This window comes from Hamadaea sp. NPDC050747, assembly GCF_040654195.1.
GTDB lineage: Bacteria > Actinomycetota > Actinomycetes > Mycobacteriales > Micromonosporaceae > Hamadaea.
In genome coordinates this window covers 364,621-384,012 of sequence record NZ_JBFAHM010000002.1, presented here as the reverse complement: position 1 = coordinate 384,012, position 19,392 = coordinate 364,621, and the positions used below count along the sequence as shown (strand labels likewise).

The following is a 19,392-nucleotide window of genomic DNA, read 5'->3' as shown; positions in this document are numbered from 1 at the left end:
TCGCGTCAGCCATGCTGTATCAACGGACATTTCGCGCCGCGAAACAGCATGGCTGGCGCAATGATCACTCCACCGGGAGTTCCAGGCGGCCGAACCGCAGGAAGTCCGCGAGGTCCTCGAGCTCGCGCTGTACCTCGGCCGACAGTTTCTTGCTGAACGGGATGTCCTCGTGGATGGCGTCCACCCGCAGCACCCCACGCTTGTGGTCCGAGGTGGCGTCGACCTTGCCGACGAGCCGGTCACCATGGAGGATCGGCAGCGCGAAGTAACCCCAGCGCCGCTTCGCCACCGGCTTGTACATCTCCAGCTGGTACTCGAACTCGAACAGCTCGGTCATCCGCTTGCGGTCGTAGACGAGCCGATCCAGCGGCGACAACAGTGCCGTCCGGCCCTCGAACGGCTGCCCGAGCTGCTCCGGGTCGACGCGCCACTTGCCGCGGACACCCTCGATCACGGCCGGCTCACCGGCCTCGGCGACATCGTTCGGCTCGATCTGATGCTCGGTCGACTTGCCCCGGGCGATGCCCAGCGAGCGCAACCTCTTGTCGTCGCGGAGGTGACGCGCCTCGTCGCGTGGGACGACCCGATCGTCCGGGTAGATCCGCTCGGCCAGGTCCCACAGCCGCTCCCGGCCTTGCCGTCCGGCGGTCGCGACCTCGCCGCACCGCTCCATGAACTCCAGCAGCCGCATCACGTTCTTGTCGTTGGTCCAGCCGCTCGACTGCCACGGAAGCACACAGGTGTCGGGGATCTCGCGCGCGGCGAGCGGCCCGTCGGACCGCAGCCGATCCAGGATGTCCAACCGGCAGCCCCGGTTGGCGTCCATCCAGTCCCGCACATACTCCTGCCAGTCGCGCAACGGCTCCGGCCCGGGCCAGGCCGCCATGTCCGCGCGGTACAGCGCCAGGTCCTCGCGCGGCCGGATCATCCCGAACACCTCGACCAGCCGCTGATCGCCCAGCTCCGTCTCCAGATCCTTCGACTGGTACGCCGTCGAGCCGAGCCTGCTCCACAACACGAGATCGGCGTTGGGCGCGACGGCGGCGGTGAGATCGACCTGCAGCAGCGTCAACTGCCGCACCACGTCCAGCAGGTCATCGGGCCGGGGACGGTCGAGCAGCTGAGCGCGTACGGCGATGCGGCGCGCCTCCTGGCGGGACAGCTCGTGGACCATTCGCCCAGCCTAGGCCGTGTGTATGACTAATCCGCCGTGGGTGAGGCGGCCGCACCGGCATCCGTACGCCGATGTCACGGCCAGTGGCACGCAATCGGTCCATGTGGACCAGCGCTACAACGGCGCCGCGTGGCGTACGCTCGGGACCTTCACGCTCACCGATCGACGAGAACCAGAGCGTGACGGGCTGGTGGTGGGAGCCCGTCCTCGGCGTGGACCGCTCCGGCGGTCCACGCCACCCGCCGCCGCACGTCACAGTGGCGTTTGCGGCGCAGCACAGCGGGGTAGCCCTAGGACAACCGTCCGAGGGGAGTCCCCATGTTTACCCGTAGACATGACCGCACCGCGGAGTGGTGGCACAGCCTGTCCGACGCGTTGTCCGACGCCCGCGACTCCGCGGCCGACCGGGCGCACGACGTCGGCGGGAAGTTCGATGATGCGACCTCCGAGGCCCAGCGTCGCGCCGTACGCGCCTGGGCGGCGTTGTCGGGCAAGCCGGCCCGGCCGGCCTGGCCGATGATCGCGGCCGCGGTCGGCGCCGGAGTGGCCTTGGGCTGGCTGGGCGCGCAGGCGTACCGCCGGCCGCAGGTCCGCCGGGCGCTGGCGTCGGCCGAGGAAACCGCCCAGGAACGGATGCAGGACCTCACCGCGGCCACCGGCGAACGTGTCCGGCAGGCCAAGGCGACGTCCAACAGCCTCCTGGACAAGGCCCAGGGCCGGGTCTCGTAGTTCGCGGTGATCATTGCGCCAGCCATGCTGGAAACTCGGGCATTTCGCCGGGTGAAGCAGCATGGCTGGCGCAATGATCAGGTCAGAGGGTGGCCTCGCCCGGCAAGCCGAAGAAGTCGTGCCATTTGACGCCGCCGGTGAAGGACGTGCCGGTGGACAGTCCGACCCAGACGTCGTTGGTGGAACCCTTGGTGAAGGTGATCGCGTCGTCCTTGCCGTCGCCGGTGAAGTCGGTGGGGGAGCCGGCCGCGGCGCGAGCTGGATCGAGGGCGGCGACACCGCCGGCCGTGCTGAGGGCGCAGAGTATCGCGAGGAGACGTCGCATCGAGACTCCTGGATGAAAGAGGGGCGCACTCGTCCAAGGCGAGCGCGATGAGCTGGGAGTTCCGCGCCTGAGAAGAAACGCGCGCGCTGCGTCAGGCCGTACGCGGAATGGATGGGGGTCGAATTGTTGCGGGGGAAATTAGCAACCGCTCCGAAGAGACGTCAAGTGACGAATTTTCGATCAACGGCGTTCATGCAGGCCGGACGGAGCTTTCCCGGATCTTGAGTTCGGTCTGCAGGGTCACCGTCGACGGAGGACGGCCGGGTTCGGCGATCCGCTCGGCCAACAGCAGGGCCGCGGTGCGGCCGAGTTCGTATGTGGGCTGCACGACCGTGGTCAGCGAGGGGCGTACCAGATGGGCCCAGGGGATGTCGTCGAAGCCCACGACGCCGAACCGGGCCGGGACCGAGATCCCGCGATCGACCAGGCATTCCATCGCGCCGACGGTCATCAGGTTGTTCGCGCCGAAGACGGCGTCGGGCTCGGCGCCGGAGTCGAGCAGCGACGCCATCGCCGCGTAGCCGCCTTCCTCGCGGTAGTCCGCGTGCCGGATGAGCTCGTCGTCGACCGGGCGCTTGTGGCGCTTGAGCGCGGTGGTGTAGCCGCGGAGCCGCTGCTGGGCGGTGGGCGTCTTGCGCGGCCCGGTGATGCAGGCGACGCGCTGGTATCCGGCCTCGATGAGGTGCGAGGTCGCGGCGTCCGCGCCGTGCTCGTTGTCGGACAGCACCGTGTCCACAGTGGCGCCGCGGACCTGCCGGTCGATCGCCACCACGGGCGTACCCGCCTCGACGAGCCGGTTGATGGCCGCGGGCTTGCCGCTGGAGGAGATGATCACGCCCGCCATCTGCTCGGCGAGCGCCGCCGTGACGTAGCGGTCCTCCTTGCCGGGGTCCTCGTCGCTGTTGCACAGCACCACGGAGTATCCGGCCGCCTGGGCCACGTCCTCGACGCCGCGCACCAGCGAGGTGAAGAACGGGTTGCCGATGTCGGAGATGATCACGGCCCAGATGCTCGTCTGCTGCCGGCGCAGGTTGCGGGCGACCGCGTTGGGGCGGTAGTCGAGATCGCGCATCGCCTGGTGAACCCGGGCCGCGAGCGCGGCGTCGACCGTCGTACGCCCGTTGACGACGCGCGAGACGGTGGCGGCCGAGACGCCGGCGTGCCGTGCCACGTCGTAGATCGTTGCCATGCGCCCTCGCCTTTCGCCTGCGAACCGGGTCGAGCCTAGCAGGAGAAATCGATCCCTCAGACCGCACACCTGGCGCTTCGCCCGGAGGCTGCCCGGCGTAGCCGGGACGGTCGCGCAGAAATCCGAGGATGACCCGGCCGTGTTCGGAAATCGATATCGCCATGGCTGACCAGGGCAATCACGCGGGACATCGGCTGCTAACAACGATGAAACGAACTGTTGACAACCCTCGTTGCCGAGCCTACTCTCTGGAAATCGATTTCTCGGTCGTACCTCAGAACCCCCGGTTAGGAGCACCGTGACGACGCAATCGGCGGACGGGCCCGCTCGCCTCGATCCCGGCCTCGGCGATCCCGGCATCACCGCGGCCCGCCAGGCGCTGCGCCACGAGGCTGACGCGGTGGCCGCCCTCATCGGACGGCTCGGACCGCAGTTCAGCGCGGTCGTCGACGCGATCCTCGAATGCCGGGGGCGCGTGGTCGTCTCCGGTCTGGGCAAGTCCGGCATCATCGGCCGGAAGATCGCGGCGACGCTGGCCAGCACCGGAACGCCGACCGCGTTCGTGCACGCGGCGGAGGCGCTGCACGGCGACTCCGGCATGGTGGCGCCCGGTGACCTGGTGATCGCGCTGTCGGCGTCCGGTGAGACCGCCGAGGTCTGCGACTTCGCCGAGATGGTCACCGCGCGGGGGATCCCGGTGGTCGCACTGACCGGCCGGTCCGACTCGACGCTGGCGACACTGGCCAAGCACGTGCTGGACGTCGCCGTCGAACGGGAGGCCGACCCGTTGAACGTCGCGCCGACCGCGTCCACCACGGCGACCCTCGCCATGGGCGACGCGCTCGCCTCGGCACTGATGGTCCGCCGCGGCTTCACCTCGCAGGACTTCGCCGGCTTCCACCCGGGCGGATCGCTGGGGCGGCGGCTGACCGGAGGTGCCCGATGATTCCGCAGCAGACCTCTTCCGCCAGTGACCAGTTCGACGTGTGCGTCCTGGGCAGCTTCATGAAGGACCTGGTCACCCAGGCGCCTCGGCGGCCACGGCCCGGCGAGACGATCCGCGGCCGCGCCTTCGACGAGTACCTCGGCGGCAAGGGCTTCAACCAGGCGGTCGCGGCGAGCCGGGCCGGGGCGCGTACGGCGATGATCGGTCGCGTCGGCGACGACCGGCACGGCGCGGAGTTCCTGGCGATGCTCGCCGAGGAAGGCGTCGACGCGGCGTACGTGCGGCGTGATTCGGGCTGGGGGACCGGTGTCGGGCTGCCCGTCGTCGAGCCGGACGGCAGCAACTCCATCATCATCGTGCCCCGCGCGAACGACGCCGTCACCGCCGACGACGTGCTGGCCGCCGCGCCGATGATCCAGCGCAGTCGCGTACTGCTGGTGCAGTTGGAGGTGCCGCTGCCCGCGGTGCTGACCGCGCTGCACCTGGCCCGGTCGGCCGGAGTGCTGACCCTGCTGAACCCGGCCCCTTCGGCGCCGCTGCCGGAGGACATCGGCGCACTCGTCGACGTGGTGGTGCCCAACGAAGTCGAGGCCGAGAGCCTCACCGGGCTGCCCTGTCACGGCGACGCCGTCCTCGGCACCGCGCCCACGCTGCGGCGACGGCTGGCCCGCCGGGGCGCGATCATCACCCTCGGCGGACGCGGAGTTGTGGTGGTCGACCGGCCCGGGGTCGGCGACGTCCCGCCCGACGCCGCCGACGAGTACACCGGCTGGCGCACCAGCGTGCTGAACCCGCTCGCGGTGGACACCATCGACACCGTCGGAGCCGGGGACGCCTTCTGCGGCGCGCTCGCCGCCCGCATCGCCGCCGGCGACGACCTGCTGCAGGCGGCCGAGTACGCCAACGCGGCCGGCGCGATCGCGACGACCCGCCGGGGAACCGCACCGGCCATGCCCCGCGCCGACGAGATCGACGCGCTGCTCACCCGTACGACCGTCTCCGGCGCCCCCGTCGGAGAGCACGCCCTGTAACCCCTGTTGGAGGTGCTGCTCGATGAAGTCCCGGACCCTCTGCGCCGCGGCGACCGGCGTACTGCTGATGGCTCAACTGGTCGCGGTCGCCCAGCCGGCCGCGGCGACCACCGCGACGTCGCCGGCGATCGTGGTGGCCAAGGTGACCGGCCCCGGCTCGGTCAGCTCGACTGACACGGCCTGGAACGTCAAGGCGACCGACCTCGGGATCATGTGGGACAACGGCGCAGGAGAGATCCTCGCCGCGTTCGGCGACACCTTCGGCGCGGCCGCCACGCCGCCGGGCGCCAACGGCGACGACTGGCGCAGCCAGGTGCTCCTGCGCAGCAGTGACCACAATCTGTGGGACGGCATGTCGTTCAGCAGCGCGGCCACCGACGCGCCCGGTCACGCCAAACAGCTCATCCCCAGCCAGAAGGTCGACAACTCCGAGATCACGGTCATCCCGACTGCGGGCGTCTCGGTCGGCTCCCGGCAATATCTCGCCTACATGTCGGTACGCCACTGGGGCGCGCCCGGCTACTGGGACACCAACTACGCCGCGATCGCGTACTCCGACGACAACGGGCAGAACTGGGTGACCGCGGGCGGACCCCGGTGGGACAACCCCTCCGGCGACGACCACTTCCAGATGGCCGCGATGGTGCGCCGCTCGGGGTACGTCTACCTCTACGGCACCCCCAACGGCCGCAACGGCGCGCTGTACCTGGCCCGGGTGCCGGAAGCCTCGGTGCTGACCAAGTCCGCGTACCAGTACTGGACCGGCAGCGCCTGGCAGACCGGCGCGGACACCCTGGCGACGGCGATCGTCGCCGCACCGGTGTCCGAGCTGTCCGTGCAGTTCAACGCGTACACCGGCAAGTGGCTGATGACCTATCTGCAGGGCAGCGACATCGTCCTGCGATCGGCGACCGCACCGACCGGCCCGTGGAGCGGACCCAGCGTGCTGGCCTCGTCGGCGGACTACCCCGGGCTGTACGGCGGGTTCATGCACCCGTGGTCCGGCGGCTCCGACCTGTATCTGACGATGTCGGACTGGACGCCGTACAACGTGTATCTGATCCGCGTCACGCTGAACCCGGACGCCACGATCGGCAACCCGAACCTGGTCCGCGACCCGAGCTTCGAGCGGCAGACCAGCGGATCGGTCGCGTGGCCGTGGGCCGTCGTCGGCAACGGCGGGATCGACCACAACACCTGGAGCTTCACCGGCGACCGCAACGGATTCGTCCGATACAACAGCGGTTGGCATGATCTGCACCAGGCGGTGACCGTCGCGCCGAACACGAACTACGTGCTGACCGGCTGGCTGCGCACCTCGGGCAACAACGACAACGGCTTCTTCGGCGTACGCAACGTCAACGGGCTGCCGTTCGCGGAGGTCAACTTCCACGCCGTCGGCTCGTGGACCCGCTTCACGGTGTCGTTCAACAGCGGCGGGCGTACGCAGGTCGAGGTGTTCGCCGGAATCTGGACCGACAACGGCGACATGTGGCTCCAGCACGACGACTTCGCCCTGGTCAAGGCATAGATCATCCTGCGATCATCGGATCGGTCCGCACGGCAGCGTCGCCGCCGGACCACTAGAGAGGGGACAGCGTGAACTACGGTTCATACGGCAGCAGCCTTCGGGACCTGCCCCGGTTGCGGCCACACCGCCGCCGGCGGGAGTCGAGCTGGGACCGGAGCGGCGGCAACGACGACCGGGTCACCGTCCACCCCGGCGAAACCGTGACACTCGCCGACATCCAGGGCGCGGGATCGATCAACCACATCTGGATGACCGTCGCCCCGCGCGACGCGGCCACGCCTGCCACCGCCGATCGTGACTTCCTGCGCAAACTGGTCCTGCGGGTCTACTGGGACGACGCGGAGCACCCGAGCGTGCTCGTGCCACTCGGCGACTTCTTCGGGGTCGGCCACGGCCGCACCGCGAACTTCGTCTCCGCGCCGCTGCAGATGAGCCCGCAGGACGGCAAGGCGTTCAACTGCTTCTTCCACATGCCGTTCGCCACCCGCGCCCGGTTCGAACTCACCAGTGAGTGCGAGTCGGAGGTCCTGTGGTTCTACTACTACATCGACTACGACCAGTTCGACGAGCTGGGCGCGGACCTCGGCCGGTTCCACGCGCAGTGGCGCCGGGAATCGCCCACCGACGGGATCGAGCAGGGTGACCTGTCGAACTCCGACTGGCTGTTCTCCGGCAGCAACCTGGACGGCGCGGGCAACTACACGATCCTCGACGCCGAAGGGCGCGGCCACTACGTGGGCTGCGTGCTCAACGTGACCAACCTGCGCCACACCGCCGACTGGAACTGGTACGGCGAAGGCGACGACATGATCTTCATCGACGGCGAGGCGTTCCCGCCGAGCCTGCACGGCACCGGGACCGAGGACTACTTCAACACCGCCTGGTGCCCCAGCGAGACCTACCACGCCCCGTACCACGGGATCACGCTGCCCGGCGGGGAGAACTGGAGCGGGCAGATCTCGCTCTACCGATTCCACATCGAAGATCCCGTGCCGTTCCGCAGCTCCATCCGGGTGACCATCGAGCACGGCCACGCCAACCGGCGCAACGACGACCTGTCGTCGGTCGCGTACTGGTATCAGGAGTTGCCGCACAAGCCGTTCACCCTGCCGCCGGTCGCCCAGCGACTGCCCCGGCTGTGATCCGCCGAGCCCGAACGTCCGCTCTGCTCGCGGTGGCGCTGCTCGCCGCCGGGTGCACGAGCTCGTCAGGAGAGACCGTGACCGTGCTGGACCCGCGTACCGACAAGCCCTTCGTGCTGACGGGCGCCGGCAACCTGACCGAGATCGGCCAGGTCACCGGCGTGCCGGGCGGCACGGACAAGTACGCCGTGCACGGGACCGACCTGGGCTCGGTGTTCGCCGTCGGGGACACGACGTACCTGGTCTTCGGCGACACCTTCGGCGAGCGGACGGACGGGCAGACCGGTGCCGGTGGCAGCTTCTGGCGGTCGAACGTGCTCGGCTACACCACCGATCACGACCCGGCCGACGGCGTACGCCTGACCGGAATGGTGACCGACGAGATCGGGCTCGCCAAGGAGCTGCTGGACAGTAAGAAGGTCGACGACGTCGAGATGACCGTCATCCCCACGTACGGGTTCGCCGTGGGCAAGACCATGTACCTCTATTACATGTCGGTGCGGCACTGGGGTGACCCGGGCCGCTGGGACGCCAACCACGCCGGACTGGCCCGCTCCACCGACGGCGGGCAGAACTGGACCCGGCTGGATCAGACGACGTGGCCGGGTGACTCCGGATTCATCCAGGTCAGCGTCGCGCATGTCCTCGACGGCGGGGTGGACCAGCTGTACTTCTGGGCCATCCCGGCCGGCCGGTTCGGCGGCGTACGCCTCATGCGCGTACCCGCCGCGCAGGTCGAGGACCCGTCGGCTTACCGGTACTTCGCCGGCGCCGACTCCACCGGCCCGATCTGGGCCACCGAACGGGACCGCGCGGTCCTGATCGTCGACGACACCGTCGGCGAGCTGTCGGTGGCGTACAACTCGTATCTCGACCGGTGGATCATGATGTACCTGCGCGAGGGCGACGGCGTCGTCCTGCGGGAGGGCATCACCCCCTGGGGGCCGTGGAGCGAGCCGCGCACCGTCGTGGACGCGGCCGGGCACCCCGGGCTCTACGCACCCTTCCAATACCCGGTGACCGGCGAAGACGGCCGCCGGATCTACTTCAACCTCTCCCTCTGGGGACCGTACAACGTGTTCCTCTACTCAATTGATCTTGAGAAATCCTAGGAGTTGCGATGAAGCGCAGAGCTCTGCTCGGCGGCCTGGCCGGCGCCGCCGCACTCGCCGCCGCCGGATGCGGCAGCGGCAAGGACAGCGGATCGGGCGGCAAGACCGAGGTGACCATCTGGCAGCAGAAGTTCACCGACCAGGAGGACGCCTGGTACAAGAAGGCGGTCGCCGCGTACAACGCCGCTCAGGACAAGGTGAAGGTCGTGCACCAGATCGTGCCGGCCGACGCGTGGGACCAGAAGATGAAGGCGGCACAGGCGGCCGGCAAGGCGCCCGACGTCTTCACCCTCAACTACAACAAGGTGCAGGGCTTCGCCCGGACGAGCCAGATCCAGGCGCTCGACGGCGTCATCGCCGCCGACAAGTGGGCGGGCCTGCAGGAGTCCGTGGTCGGCTCGATCTCCTACAAGGGCAAGAAGTACGGCTACCCGATGCTCGTCGAGCCGTCCGCCGTCCTCTACTACCGCAAGGACCTGTTCGCCAAGGCCGGCCTCGACCCGGAGAAGCCCCCGGCGAGCTGGGCCGAGCTGATCGACTACGGCCGGAAGCTGACGACCAAGCAGGTCTCCGGCTTCTCCACCGCGGGCAACCAGATCGACATGGGCTGGTCGACGTGGGGCCTACAGTGGAACGCCGCCGGTCACCTGCCGATCAGCGACGACTGGTCGCAACCCCGCGCCGGCGACCCGGCGTACAAGCAGCTGCTGCAGGCCTACCAGGACCTGTACAAGCAGGGGATCATGCCCAAGCAGCCGCTCGCCCCGTACGCGGACGCGACCCCCTTCGGTCAGGGCAAGGCGGCCATGATGGCCTGCGGTTCCTGGGCGGCCAGCGTGCTGCTGTCGGACTTCCCCAAGGTCGTCGGCAACGTCGGCGCCGCGCCGATGCCCTCGTTCGACGGCGACCCGACGAAGCCGACCGCCACCCTCGGCGGCTGGACTTGGGTGATCGACGGCAAGTCGACCAAGGCACAGGCGGCCGCTGAGTTCATCGCGTACGTGCTCGCCGGTGACCCCGCTCTGCTGGTCGACTACTTCAAGACGACCAAGTTCTCGAAGTACTCTCCCCGCACCGCGGTCGCCGACACGATCAGCAGCGACCCGGCCGCGAAGGAGAACCCGTGGGCGCAGACGATCCAGGACAAGGTGGTCAAGTACGCCAAGCCGGAGCCGACCTACGACTGGTCGATCAGCCTGGCGTTCGGCAAGGCGATCGAGAAGGCCCTGCAGGGCAAGGACATCGACACGGCCCTGAAGGAGGCCGACGCCGAGATCAAGGACATCATCGCGAAGAACAACCTGGCCGGACAGGGCACCACGTCATGACGAGCACGGCCGGTGCTGCGACCACGGTCGCAGCACCGGGCACCCGTGAGGCGACCGGGTCGCGGGCCCGGCGCCGGCGGCACGGCGACACCAAGGTCGCGTACGTCATGCTCACGCCGCTGGTCGTGCTGTTGACGATCTTCGTCATCTGGCCGTTGCTGCACGCCGTCTACATCAGCTTCTTCACGTGGAGCTTCTACGCGCCGTCGGAGTTCGTCGGGCTCGACAACTACATCAACGTGCTGACCGACGAGGCGTTCCTCTCCTCGGTGCTGCGTGGACTCGGGTTCGCCGCGATGGTGGTGCCGGCGCAGCTGCTGATCGCGTTCGTGTTCGCCAACCTGGTGAAGTCGTTCAGCGGTCGCATGGCCGGCGTACTCAAGGTCACGATCTATGTCCCGGCCGTGATCTCCGAGGTCATCGCGTCCATCATCTTCACGATCATCTACGCGTACCGTGGGGGCATCCTGAACTGGGCGCTCGCCCTGACGGGCCGCGACGACACCGCGTGGCTCGGGGAGACCGGGACCGCGCTGCCGGCGATCGCCGTGCCGGCGATCTGGATCGGGATGGGCATCGCCTCGCTGATCATGCTGGCCGGCCTGCTGGACATCCCCGAGGCCTATTACGAGGTGGCCTCCCTCGACGGCGCGGGCTGGTGGGCGAAGATGGTCCACATCACGCTCCCGCTGATGAAGAACATCTTCCTGTACCTGCTGGTCACCGGGTTCGCGGCGTCGCTGCAGTTCCTCGTGGTGCCGCTGGTGATGACCAACGGCGGGCCGCTGGAGTCGACCACGCTGCCGAACCTGTTCATCTTCCGGCACTTCACCAACGACCTGTATTCCGGTTATCCGATCGCGGCCGCCCTGCTGCTGTTCCTCGTGCTGGGGTCGGTGTCGGCGATCATCTTCCGGCTGGTGCGCTCCGAGAAGGCGGTGGACGGCTGATGCGGCTGCTCGTGACGGTGGGCAAACTCGGGCTGGCGGGACTGTTCCTGCTCAGCGCGCTGTTCCCGCTGGCCTGGATGCTGATCGCGGGATTCAAGAGCAAGACCGAGGTCGTGCAGACCCCGTTCCAGTTCTTCCCGGAGGTCTGGCGCTGGGAGAACTACACCCAGATCCTCGAGGACCCGGCGTTCCTGCGCTCGATCGGCGTGACCTTCGTCGGGGCGCTGCTGTTCGCCGCGCTGAGCCTGGTGGTCAACTCGCTGGGGGCGTACGCCTTCGCCCGCCTGGACTTCGCGTTCAAGCGGACCCTGTGGGTCGTCGTCATCACGACGATGTTCATTCCGGGGATCGCCATCATGCTGACCTCGTTCATCGTGGTGACCCAACTCGGGATGCTCGACACGATGGCGGTCCTGGTGATTCCGGGTGCGGCGTCCGGGCTGCAGGTGTTCTTCCTCCGCCAGTACTACCTGGGCGTCCCGGTCGCGCTGGAGGAGGCGGCGCTGATCGACGGCGCCGGGCGCTGGCGGATCTTCCTGCACATCTTCACGCCGATCTCGAAGGGCGCGCTGGTCGTCGTCGGGGTCACCTCGTTCCTGGCGTTCTGGAACGCGTACGTGTGGCCGGTGCTCACCATCACCGACCCGAACCTGTTCCAGATCCAGCAGTACCTGGCGACCTTCCGCTCCGACCGGTCGTCGGAGCTGGGCCTGCTCATGGCCGGGTCGACGCTGGCGGCGCTGCCCGTCATCCTGCTCTTCCTGGCCTTCCAGAAGCAGATCATCGGCGGCATCCGGATTTCGGGGATGAAGTGACTTTCTTCGAACGCGCCCGCCCGATTCGGCACGACGAAGGCCGCTTCGTCGCGATGCCCATCGGCGGCATCGGCACCGGCGGCTTCGCGATCGGCGCGGACGGCGGGCTGCGGCAGTGGCAGTTGCAGAACGTCGGCAACCATCGTGGTGAGCTGCCCGGGACGTTCTTCGCGCTCCGGGTCAGCCAGATCGAGCCGCCGCTCGACCGGACCTTCGTCCTGCAGGCTCCGGTTGAACCCGGTACGCCCACTCCGCTCGTCAACGACGATCTGCTGCCGGACTGGCAGCGCGAACTGTTGGCCTCGCACCCGGGTGTGGAGTCGACGACGTTCCGCGGGCTGTATCCGTTCGCGGAGATCGACTATCACGGGCTGCCGGTCGACGTCCGGCTGACGGCGGTCAACCCGCTGATCCCGCTCGACGTCGCGCGTTCCTCGCTGCCGGTGGGGATGTTCACCTTCACGGTGACCAATCCGTCGGATGTGGACGCTCACGTCTGGCTCGGCGCGGCGATGCAGAACCCGGTCGGCCACGACGGCACCACACCGATCGACGGCGTGACCGGGCGGGGCTACGGCGGCAACACGAATCGCGTACGGCGGGAGAACGGCTGGACGTCGCTGGTCATGGACAACCACGCGATCGACCCGCTCGCCCCGGGCGCGGGCCAGGCGGTGCTGGCGATCGACTCGGCGTCCGCCGCGACCTTCCCGCAGTGGCAGCATCCCCGGGAGTTCCTCGGCTTCCTCGACGCCCGGGCCTTCTACGTCGACTCCTCGGTGCTCGCCCCGCACGCCGCCGAGTATCAGCCGAGCGGACCGGCCACGGCCTTCGAGCCGAGCGGTCCGGGCCGCACGTGGAACGGCGGGGTCGCGGCCGTGCTGGATCTCAAGCCGGGCGAGACCGGCACCGTCCGCGTCCTGCTGGCCTGGCACTTTCCCAATCGGTACGCGAATTTCGTGCAGTTCGGCCCGCCGAATCCGCAGTGGGGGCCGACCCGCTTCTGGCTGGGCAACGCGTACGCACAGCGGCACGCCGACGCCGTCTCCGTCGCCGCCGACGTCGTCTCCTCCTGGGATTCCCTGGTCGGGGATACTCGGGCCTGGACGTCGGTGCTCGCCGAGAGCGACCTCGACGACGAAGCCGTCGAGCATCTCGCCGCGCAGGCGGCGATCCTGCGAAGCCCGTCGTGCTTCGTCACCGCCGACGGGGCGTTCTTCGGGTTCGAGGGCGTGCTCGGCGCGTCCACGGTGATGTGGACCGGCGACGTCGGCGGTTCGTGCCCGCTCAACTGCACTCATGTGTGGAACTACGCCCAGGCCGTGGCGCGCCTGTTCCCGCAGCTCGAACGCAGCATGCGGCAGACCGAGTACGACGTGATGCAGGCGCCCGAGGGCTATCTGCCGCATCGGGTCATCTCGCCGACCTACCTGCCGCAGTTGTGGGACAAGCCGATCGGCGGCCCGGTCGAGCCGGCCCTCGACGGGATGCTCGGCAGCGTCCTGAAGACCTATCGCGAGGTACGCAACGGCGCCGGCCTCGACTGGCTCCAGCGGTACTGGCCTTCCGTGCAACGGTTGCTGGCCTACGTCCGCGATCGGTGGGATCGGTCCTCGACGGGAGTGTTGCGTGGCGTACAGCCGTCCACACACGACATCGATCTGTGCGGCGTCAACAGCTTCATGGGCACCCTGTGGCTGGCCGCGCTGCGCGCCGCTGCGGAAATGGCCCACCTGGTCGGGGACTCCGCTTTCGCCGTCGAGGCGCAGGAGCTGTTCGAGCGGGGCTCGTCGGCCTATGACAAGTTGCTGTTCAACGGCTCCTACTACGTCCAGGTCCTCGACGAGGGGGAGTCCACGGACTACCAGTGGCTGCACGGCTGCCTGGCCGATCAGCTCATCGGCCAGTGGTGGGCGCATCAACTCGACCTCGGCTACCTGTTGCCACGTGACCACGTGGTCAGCGCGCTCCGGTCGGTGGTGGCGTTCAACCTGCGGACGGGATTCGACGGGTTCGACCACATCTACCGCGTGTTCGCCGACCGGGACGACACCGGGCTGCTCATGTGCACCTGGCCCAGTGGGGGACGGCCGGCGGTGCCGACCCGCTACTGCGACGAGGTGTGGACCGGTAGCGAATATCAGGTGGCGGCGCACTGCCTCCGGGAAGGCCTCGACGACGAGGCGTACGCCATCCTCCGCGGTGTCTGGGCTCGCTACGACGGACGCCGGCGTAACCCGTACAACGAGATCGAATGCGGCGACCATTACGTACGCGCGATGGCGGGCTGGTCGGTCGTCGACGCGTTGTCGTCGCGTCCCGGGACGTGGCCGCTGCTGACGCCGACCGGGTGGGGGATCATCACGCGCTCGCCCGACGGGGTCTCCGTCTCCTGTCGCTACGGCGTCCTCCCGCCTGCCTAGCGCGTCTCCCTAGCGTGATCATTGCGTCAGCCATGCTGTTTCGCGCGGCGAAATGTCCGTTGAAACAGCATGGCTGACGCAATGATCAGGTAAGCGGGAACGGCTCGGGGGCAGCGGGCCCATAGGGGACGCCGGCCTGGAGGATGATGTTGGCGTACGGGGTCACCTCGCCGGTGCGCACGATCGCCCGCGCCGTACGCGTGATCCGCTTGAACTCCTCGTGCCCGACTCGCCCGATCCGTTGCGCCGGAAGGAGCCCGGCGACTCCGTCGGCGATCGTGGCGTCGGACAACTCCTCCGCCACGATCGCGTGCTCCACCACGAACTCGGCGAGCACCTGGCGGAGGACCGGGAGGAAGGCGGGTTCGCCGGACCGCCACGCGAGGTGGACGACCTCGACCCCGGGCGGGGCGGGCAGTCCGGCGTCGCACACGACGATCAGATCGGTGTGGCCCGCGCTCGCGAGAATCTCCAGCAGGCGTGGATGCCACAGACCGTCGTGCCGCATGTCTTCCTCCAGCTGCTTGCTACGACTGGGAATTCGATTTCCCGCCAACGCTAAAGAAAGGGGTTTCGCGTGTCAACCGGCCGGCGTCAGGGCTGCCACGATGCCGGGGACGTCCTCGCGGAAGTTGCGCGCCCAGTGCTCGCCGGAGTGCGTACCGGGGTAGTCGTGGAAGGCGTTGGGAATTCCGGCGTCCAGCAGCCGCTGATGGAACGCGGCGTTCTGGTAGTGCACCACCCGCTCCTGGACGTCGCTCATCCAGGCGTCCGGAGTCACGTCGGTCAGCCCGGCGTACAGCGCGATCCGCTTGCCGCGGAAGCTCTCCACCCGGTCCCACGGATTCTCCAACGTCATGATGTCGTGCCGTTCGCCGACGACGCCGTAGACCGCGCCGGGGAACTGCCCGTCGGCGGCCGGGGTCACGAAGATCCAGCTCTCGATGTCGGCCGCCAGGTTGTTCGAGGGGCCCGAGTAGGACGACACGGCGGCGAACCGGTCCGGGAACTCGGCGGCGTACTTCTGCGCGCCGTAGCCGCCCATCGAGAGTCCGGCGACGGCACGCCCGGCCGCGCCTCCGGTCGTCCGCAGGTTGGCGTCGATCCACGGGATCAACTGGTGGATGTGGAAGTTCTTCCAGTTCAACGGGCCGAACAGCGGGCGGAGGTGATTCGCGTACCAGCCGATCTTGTAGCAGTCGGGCATGACCACGATGACCTCGAGCTCGGCCGTGGAGTCGACCGCGCCGAGCTCCAGGTGCCACTGCCGGAAGTCGGTGTTGCCGCCATGGAGCAGGTAGAGCACGGGATAACGGCGAGTGGGGTGGGCGTCGTAGCCGTCCGGCAGCAGGATGTTGACGCCGGGATTCCTGGTCAGCTCGGTGCTCTGGAACCGCACGTACGCGAGCCGCGCGTCCCAGCGTTGGTTCTCCAGCACGGTCAGGCCGAAGCCGTTGCCGACCGGTAGCCCGGCGGCCCGCGCGGGCGAGCCGAGCAGACCGGCGGTAGCCGCCGCGGCGGTGGTGGCGGCGACGCCTGTCAGTAGGCGACGGCGCGAAACGGTTGGTCGCATGAGTCCTCCCCAGACGAAACGAGAAATCGATTGCACGGACGCCCCATCGTGCCACAGGTATCGACGATGGCGAAAGCCTCAATCGCGTGGCAGTGGTCTGCCGCCGCCACTACCGTTGGGCCATGATCTCGGTGACCTACCGCTCGGCGACCATGGCGGACGCGGCCCCGCTGGCCCGACTGCGGTCGGTGATCCGTGAGACGACCGGTCACGGCCGTCCCGCCACCGAGGCAGACGTGATCCGCGAGTTCACGGCGTACGCCACGCCGGAGGCCGTCCTGCTCGCCGAAGTCGGCGGCGACCTCGTCGGCTGGGGGTTCGCCGCGCCGAACGACGACGGGGGACGAAGCTTCCTGGGCGGGGGAGTGCTGCCCGAGTATCAGGGTCAGGGCATCGGCCGGCATCTGCTGGGCTGGCAGCTCGACCAGTTCGGCCCGGCCGGCCTTCCGATCGTGAGCTGCCGCAGCACCGACCAGGCGACGCAGGCGTTGCTGCGGCGGTTCGGGCTCGTCCTGGAACGCGGCTTCCTCTGGATGACCCGCGACATGGCGCTGCCGACCGTCCCCGCGACGACCGATCTGCGGATCGCGGCGTACGCGCCCGGCGACGATCACGCGTTGTGGGTGGCGCATCAAGAAGGGTTCGGCGAGCACTTCGGGTTCCATCCGACGCCGTTCGAGGAGTGGGCCGGCCGCTTTCCCCGCGATGAACGGTTCCGCCCCGACCTTTCGTACGCCGCCTGGGACGGCGACGACCTGGTCGCCTTCGCGTTGTGTTACGTGCCCTCAGTGACTGCCGAGCCGGCCAAGACCGTCGTGATCGAACAGGTGGCGACGCGTACGCCATGGCGGGGCCGGGGAGCGGCCGGCGCGCTGCTGGCGACGGTGATCGACGCCGCCCGGTCGGCGGGCGTGCCGGAGTTGGCGCTGAACGTGGACGGGGAGAACCCGACCGGCGCGATACGCATCTACGAGAAGGCCGGGTTCGTCGAATCGTTCCGCCGGCTGCAGTTCAGCCGCCCTCAGTGACCGGCCGCGGGAGAGTGACCGGCCGCATGAGCCGGTGCTCGACACCGAGCTGCCCCGCGATCACCGCCAGCACGATCACGTCGACCACCAGAATCGGCAGTCCACCGATAGCCGCGAGGCCCAGCAGAACCGACGCCGCCACGACCCGAGTCCACACGCGACGGTCGCCGGACGGCGCCGTGACCGTCCAGCGGATCGCCGCCAGCACCAGGAAGTACGCCGCCCCGCCGCCGCACAGGCACCACCGAGCGGCGACGGCCTGGGGCGGCGTCTGGCCGGCCAGCAGCACTCCGACGCCGTAGGCCGTGATCGCCGGGAACAGCACGAGGTGGCCGTAGACGTAGGTCTGCCCGCTGACCAGCCAGCGCTGCAGCGGCGTTCCGTCGACGCAGTCGAAGTAGTGCCACCACAGCGCGCCCACGCCGAGGAAGCCGATCGCGGCGGTGAACAGCGCCGAGGCACCGAGCGAACCGCCGCCGAGACCGGCGACGCCGAGCGCGACCGCTTCACCGAGGACGATGATGACGAACAGGCCGAACCGCTCGGGGATGTGCGACCGGTGGAACGGCACCCGGGAGATCGCACGCGCCGACAGGAGCGGGGTCGCGAGTTCGACGGCGAAGCCGGCCACCCACAGCCAGTGCCGTTGGGGCAGCGGTACGCCGATCGACCCCAGCCACAGCAGCAGCCCGATCGTGAAACCCAGCAGATACCGCCCGGTCAGCGGCCGAGCCGCCGGATCAGTGTGGTACGCCCGTGCGTACAAGATGATGAGCAGGACCCGGACGGCGCTGTAGCTGATCGCGAACCGGATGGAGCCGCGGTCCCCCTCGAAGGCGTGCGGGATCGCGAGGGCGAGAAACGCCACGACGAGCATCGCGATGATCATCAGCAGCTTGTGGGGCGCGTCCTCGCGCTGCCAGCGGTCGGCGAAGAAGGTGTAGCCCACCCACGCCCAGCAGACGGGCAGGAAGAGGGCCGCGTAGCGCACGAAGCCGTGCACCGTGGGGTGGTGTTCGAGCGTGGCGGCGAGTTCCGCGACCACGACGACGAAGATCAGGTCGAAGAACAACTCCAGCCAGGAACCGTGCCGCTCCTCGGCGTCACGCGCCACCCCGAAGCGCAGTCGTTGCGTCACCGGGGCACGGTAGCGAGGATCAGCGGCGCGCGGCGAATCCGTTTCCGAGCGCCTCCGCGATAGGTCCACTGTAGAGACGATCGGGGTCCAGCTCCGGGTCGTAGATGCCGACGTCCGCGCCGATCACCCGGTCGTCGGCGACCAGCCGCGTCAGCAGCTCCGTCAGCTGCGCGAAGTCGAGTCCGGGCGCGCCGGGGGAGTCGACGGCGGGCATGACGGCCTCGTCCAGGATGTCGACGTCCAGGTGCAGCCAGACCCGGTCCAAGCCGCGCTCGCCGAGCCGCTCGAGCGTGCGCTCGGCGGTCACGTCGATGCCCTGGCCGAGGATCTGCTGCGCGGTGAAGCAGACGATCGCCGAGTCCTGGACCATCGCCCAGTGCGCCTGGTCGCCGGGCACGTCGGTCTCGCGGTCGCCGAGCTGCACGACGTCGGCGTCCGCGACCAGCGGCGTGCCGACGATCGGCCAATGGGTCAGCAGCGGTTCGCCGCGCCCGGTCGCCAGCGCCAGGTCCATGCCGGCCGCGGAACCGAGCCGCGCCGCGGTGTCGTAGTTGTTCGGGTGGAAGAAGTCGTTGTGACCGTCGAGGTGCAACAGCCCGCACCGCCCGTCCCGGCGCGCGCCGGCCAGGCACCCCAGCAGGTTCGCGCAATCGCCGCCGACCACCACCGGGAATCGGCCCGCCGCCAGCGCCGTGCCCACTACTTCCGCGATGACCATCGAGTACGCCCGCAGCCCGTGCCCATTTCGTAGCCGGGTGAGGGGCTGGGCCTCGAAGTCATAGTCCGGGTGGTCGAGCGCGGTGACGTGGCCGGTCCCGAGACGGTCGGCGAGCCCGGCCGCCAGGAGTGCCTCCGGGGCGCGCCAGGCGCCGGGCTCGTGGCCGGGGGTCAAGGGTCGCAGGCCGAGGCTGGACGGCGCCGTGATGAGCTCGATCATGCCGTCAGCGTACCAGTAAAA

Annotated in this window: 18 protein-coding genes; 11 read left to right on the top strand and 7 right to left on the bottom strand. The window is 69.1% G+C overall.

What is annotated here, in order from left to right; translation table 11 throughout:
- Positions 1-64 precede the first annotated feature (64 nt).
- A complete protein-coding gene (locus AB0H43_RS05130) occupies positions 65-1,174 on the bottom strand; it encodes a crosslink repair DNA glycosylase YcaQ family protein (protein WP_359996726.1) in 1,110 nt (369 codons plus the stop codon).
- A gap of 318 nt (positions 1,175-1,492) precedes the next feature.
- Here AB0H43_RS05130 and AB0H43_RS05125 point away from each other — a divergent pair, with 318 nt between their 5' ends.
- The gene (locus AB0H43_RS05125) at positions 1,493-1,903 is read left to right on the top strand and encodes a hypothetical protein (RefSeq protein ID WP_359996723.1); all 411 of its coding nucleotides are present in this window, start codon (positions 1,493-1,495) and stop codon (positions 1,901-1,903) included.
- An 82-nt stretch (positions 1,904-1,985) separates the two neighbouring features.
- On the opposite strand, the gene AB0H43_RS05120 is transcribed toward AB0H43_RS05125, so the two are convergent.
- Together AB0H43_RS05120 and AB0H43_RS05115 are read right to left on the bottom strand one after the other, a co-directional pair.
- Positions 1,986-2,228 (bottom strand): hypothetical protein, encoded by a 243-nt coding sequence (locus AB0H43_RS05120; RefSeq protein WP_359996720.1) that lies wholly within the window; start codon positions 2,226-2,228, stop codon positions 1,986-1,988.
- Positions 2,229-2,418: 190 nt separating this feature from the next.
- Positions 2,419-3,417 carry a LacI family DNA-binding transcriptional regulator gene (locus AB0H43_RS05115; protein WP_359996717.1) on the bottom strand — a complete coding sequence of 333 codons (999 nt, stop codon included), beginning with the start codon at positions 3,415-3,417 and terminating at the stop codon, positions 2,419-2,421.
- Positions 3,418-3,715: 298 nt separating this feature from the next.
- Between AB0H43_RS05115 and AB0H43_RS05110 the strand changes: the two genes are divergently transcribed.
- The 9 genes from AB0H43_RS05110 (at position 3,716) to AB0H43_RS05070 (ending at position 14,695) form a co-directional block, all read left to right on the top strand.
- Positions 3,716-4,363: an SIS domain-containing protein gene (locus AB0H43_RS05110; protein WP_359996714.1), complete on the top strand. Its 648-nt coding sequence runs from the start codon at positions 3,716-3,718 to the stop codon at positions 4,361-4,363.
- On the top strand, positions 4,360-5,394 hold the full coding sequence (locus tag AB0H43_RS05105; protein ID WP_359996712.1) for a ribokinase: 1,035 nt from the start codon (positions 4,360-4,362) through the stop codon (positions 5,392-5,394). The genes AB0H43_RS05110 and AB0H43_RS05105 overlap by 4 nt, the downstream gene beginning before the upstream one ends.
- A 22-nt stretch (positions 5,395-5,416) precedes the next feature.
- Positions 5,417-6,925 carry a DUF4185 domain-containing protein gene (locus tag AB0H43_RS05100; protein ID WP_359996709.1) on the top strand — a complete coding sequence of 503 codons (1,509 nt, stop codon included), beginning with the start codon at positions 5,417-5,419 and terminating at the stop codon, positions 6,923-6,925.
- 68 nt (positions 6,926-6,993) lie between these two features.
- A complete protein-coding gene (locus AB0H43_RS05095; RefSeq protein ID WP_359996706.1) occupies positions 6,994-8,067 on the top strand; it encodes a glycoside hydrolase family 172 protein in 1,074 nt (357 codons plus the stop codon).
- A gap of 77 nt (positions 8,068-8,144) precedes the next feature.
- On the top strand, positions 8,145-9,179 hold the full coding sequence (locus AB0H43_RS05090) for a DUF4185 domain-containing protein (protein WP_359996703.1): 1,035 nt from the start codon (positions 8,145-8,147) through the stop codon (positions 9,177-9,179).
- A gap of 8 nt (positions 9,180-9,187) precedes the next feature.
- Complete coding sequence (locus tag AB0H43_RS05085) at positions 9,188-10,507, top strand: sugar ABC transporter substrate-binding protein (protein ID WP_359996700.1); 1,320 nt, start codon at positions 9,188-9,190, stop codon at positions 10,505-10,507.
- Positions 10,504-11,457 (top strand): sugar ABC transporter permease, encoded by a 954-nt coding sequence (locus AB0H43_RS05080; protein ID WP_359996697.1) that lies wholly within the window; start codon positions 10,504-10,506, stop codon positions 11,455-11,457. The genes AB0H43_RS05085 and AB0H43_RS05080 overlap by 4 nt, the downstream gene beginning before the upstream one ends.
- Positions 11,457-12,272 (top strand): carbohydrate ABC transporter permease, encoded by an 816-nt coding sequence (locus AB0H43_RS05075; RefSeq protein WP_359996694.1) that lies wholly within the window; start codon positions 11,457-11,459, stop codon positions 12,270-12,272. Before AB0H43_RS05080 ends, AB0H43_RS05075 begins: the two co-directional genes overlap by 1 nt.
- A complete protein-coding gene (locus tag AB0H43_RS05070; protein WP_359996691.1) occupies positions 12,269-14,695 on the top strand; it encodes a GH116 family glycosyl-hydrolase in 2,427 nt (808 codons plus the stop codon). The genes AB0H43_RS05075 and AB0H43_RS05070 overlap by 4 nt, the downstream gene beginning before the upstream one ends.
- Positions 14,696-14,780: 85 nt before the next feature.
- Here the strand turns inward: AB0H43_RS05070 and rbsD are convergent, their stop codons facing one another.
- On the bottom strand, positions 14,781-15,203 hold the full coding sequence (gene rbsD / locus AB0H43_RS05065; RefSeq protein ID WP_359996688.1) for a D-ribose pyranase: 423 nt from the start codon (positions 15,201-15,203) through the stop codon (positions 14,781-14,783).
- A gap of 72 nt (positions 15,204-15,275) precedes the next feature.
- Positions 15,276-16,268: an alpha/beta hydrolase-fold protein gene (locus AB0H43_RS05060; protein WP_359996685.1), complete on the bottom strand. Its 993-nt coding sequence runs from the start codon at positions 16,266-16,268 to the stop codon at positions 15,276-15,278.
- Between the two features lie 122 nt (positions 16,269-16,390).
- On the opposite strand from AB0H43_RS05060, the gene AB0H43_RS05055 reads away from it, so the two are divergent.
- Positions 16,391-17,296, top strand: a complete 906-nt coding sequence (locus AB0H43_RS05055) for a GNAT family N-acetyltransferase (RefSeq protein ID WP_359996682.1) — start codon at positions 16,391-16,393, stop codon at positions 17,294-17,296.
- On the opposite strand, the gene AB0H43_RS05050 is transcribed toward AB0H43_RS05055, so the two are convergent.
- Complete coding sequence (locus AB0H43_RS05050; protein ID WP_359996679.1) at positions 17,280-18,434, bottom strand: low temperature requirement protein A; 1,155 nt, start codon at positions 18,432-18,434, stop codon at positions 17,280-17,282. The genes AB0H43_RS05055 and AB0H43_RS05050 overlap by 17 nt on opposite strands.
- Before the next feature lie 19 nt (positions 18,435-18,453).
- Positions 18,454-19,371, bottom strand: coding sequence for an arginase family protein (locus tag AB0H43_RS05045; RefSeq protein ID WP_359996676.1), 918 nt, complete (start codon positions 19,369-19,371; stop codon positions 18,454-18,456).
- Between the last annotated feature and the right edge of the window lie 21 nt (positions 19,372-19,392).

What these genes read in the sequence shown, in the direction of transcription:
- AB0H43_RS05130 (WP_359996726.1), bottom strand. Translation starts at nt 1,174, where the DNA reads ATGGTCCACGAGCTGTCCCGCCAGGAGGCGCGCCGCATCGCCGTACGC.
- AB0H43_RS05125 (WP_359996723.1), top strand. Translation starts at nt 1,493, where the DNA reads ATGTTTACCCGTAGACATGACCGCACCGCGGAGTGGTGGCACAGCCTG.
- AB0H43_RS05120 (WP_359996720.1), bottom strand. Translation starts at nt 2,228, where the DNA reads ATGCGACGTCTCCTCGCGATACTCTGCGCCCTCAGCACGGCCGGCGGT.
- AB0H43_RS05115 (WP_359996717.1), bottom strand. Translation starts at nt 3,417, where the DNA reads ATGGCAACGATCTACGACGTGGCACGGCACGCCGGCGTCTCGGCCGCC.
- AB0H43_RS05105 (WP_359996712.1), top strand. Translation starts at nt 4,360, where the DNA reads ATGATTCCGCAGCAGACCTCTTCCGCCAGTGACCAGTTCGACGTGTGC.
- AB0H43_RS05100 (WP_359996709.1), top strand. Translation starts at nt 5,417, where the DNA reads ATGAAGTCCCGGACCCTCTGCGCCGCGGCGACCGGCGTACTGCTGATG.
- AB0H43_RS05085 (WP_359996700.1), top strand. Translation starts at nt 9,188, where the DNA reads ATGAAGCGCAGAGCTCTGCTCGGCGGCCTGGCCGGCGCCGCCGCACTC.
- AB0H43_RS05080 (WP_359996697.1), top strand. Translation starts at nt 10,504, where the DNA reads ATGACGAGCACGGCCGGTGCTGCGACCACGGTCGCAGCACCGGGCACC.
- AB0H43_RS05075 (WP_359996694.1), top strand. Translation starts at nt 11,457, where the DNA reads ATGCGGCTGCTCGTGACGGTGGGCAAACTCGGGCTGGCGGGACTGTTC.
- rbsD (WP_359996688.1), bottom strand. Translation starts at nt 15,203, where the DNA reads ATGCGGCACGACGGTCTGTGGCATCCACGCCTGCTGGAGATTCTCGCG.
- AB0H43_RS05060 (WP_359996685.1), bottom strand. Translation starts at nt 16,268, where the DNA reads ATGCGACCAACCGTTTCGCGCCGTCGCCTACTGACAGGCGTCGCCGCC.
- AB0H43_RS05055 (WP_359996682.1), top strand. Translation starts at nt 16,391, where the DNA reads ATGATCTCGGTGACCTACCGCTCGGCGACCATGGCGGACGCGGCCCCG.
- AB0H43_RS05045 (WP_359996676.1), bottom strand. Translation starts at nt 19,371, where the DNA reads ATGATCGAGCTCATCACGGCGCCGTCCAGCCTCGGCCTGCGACCCTTG.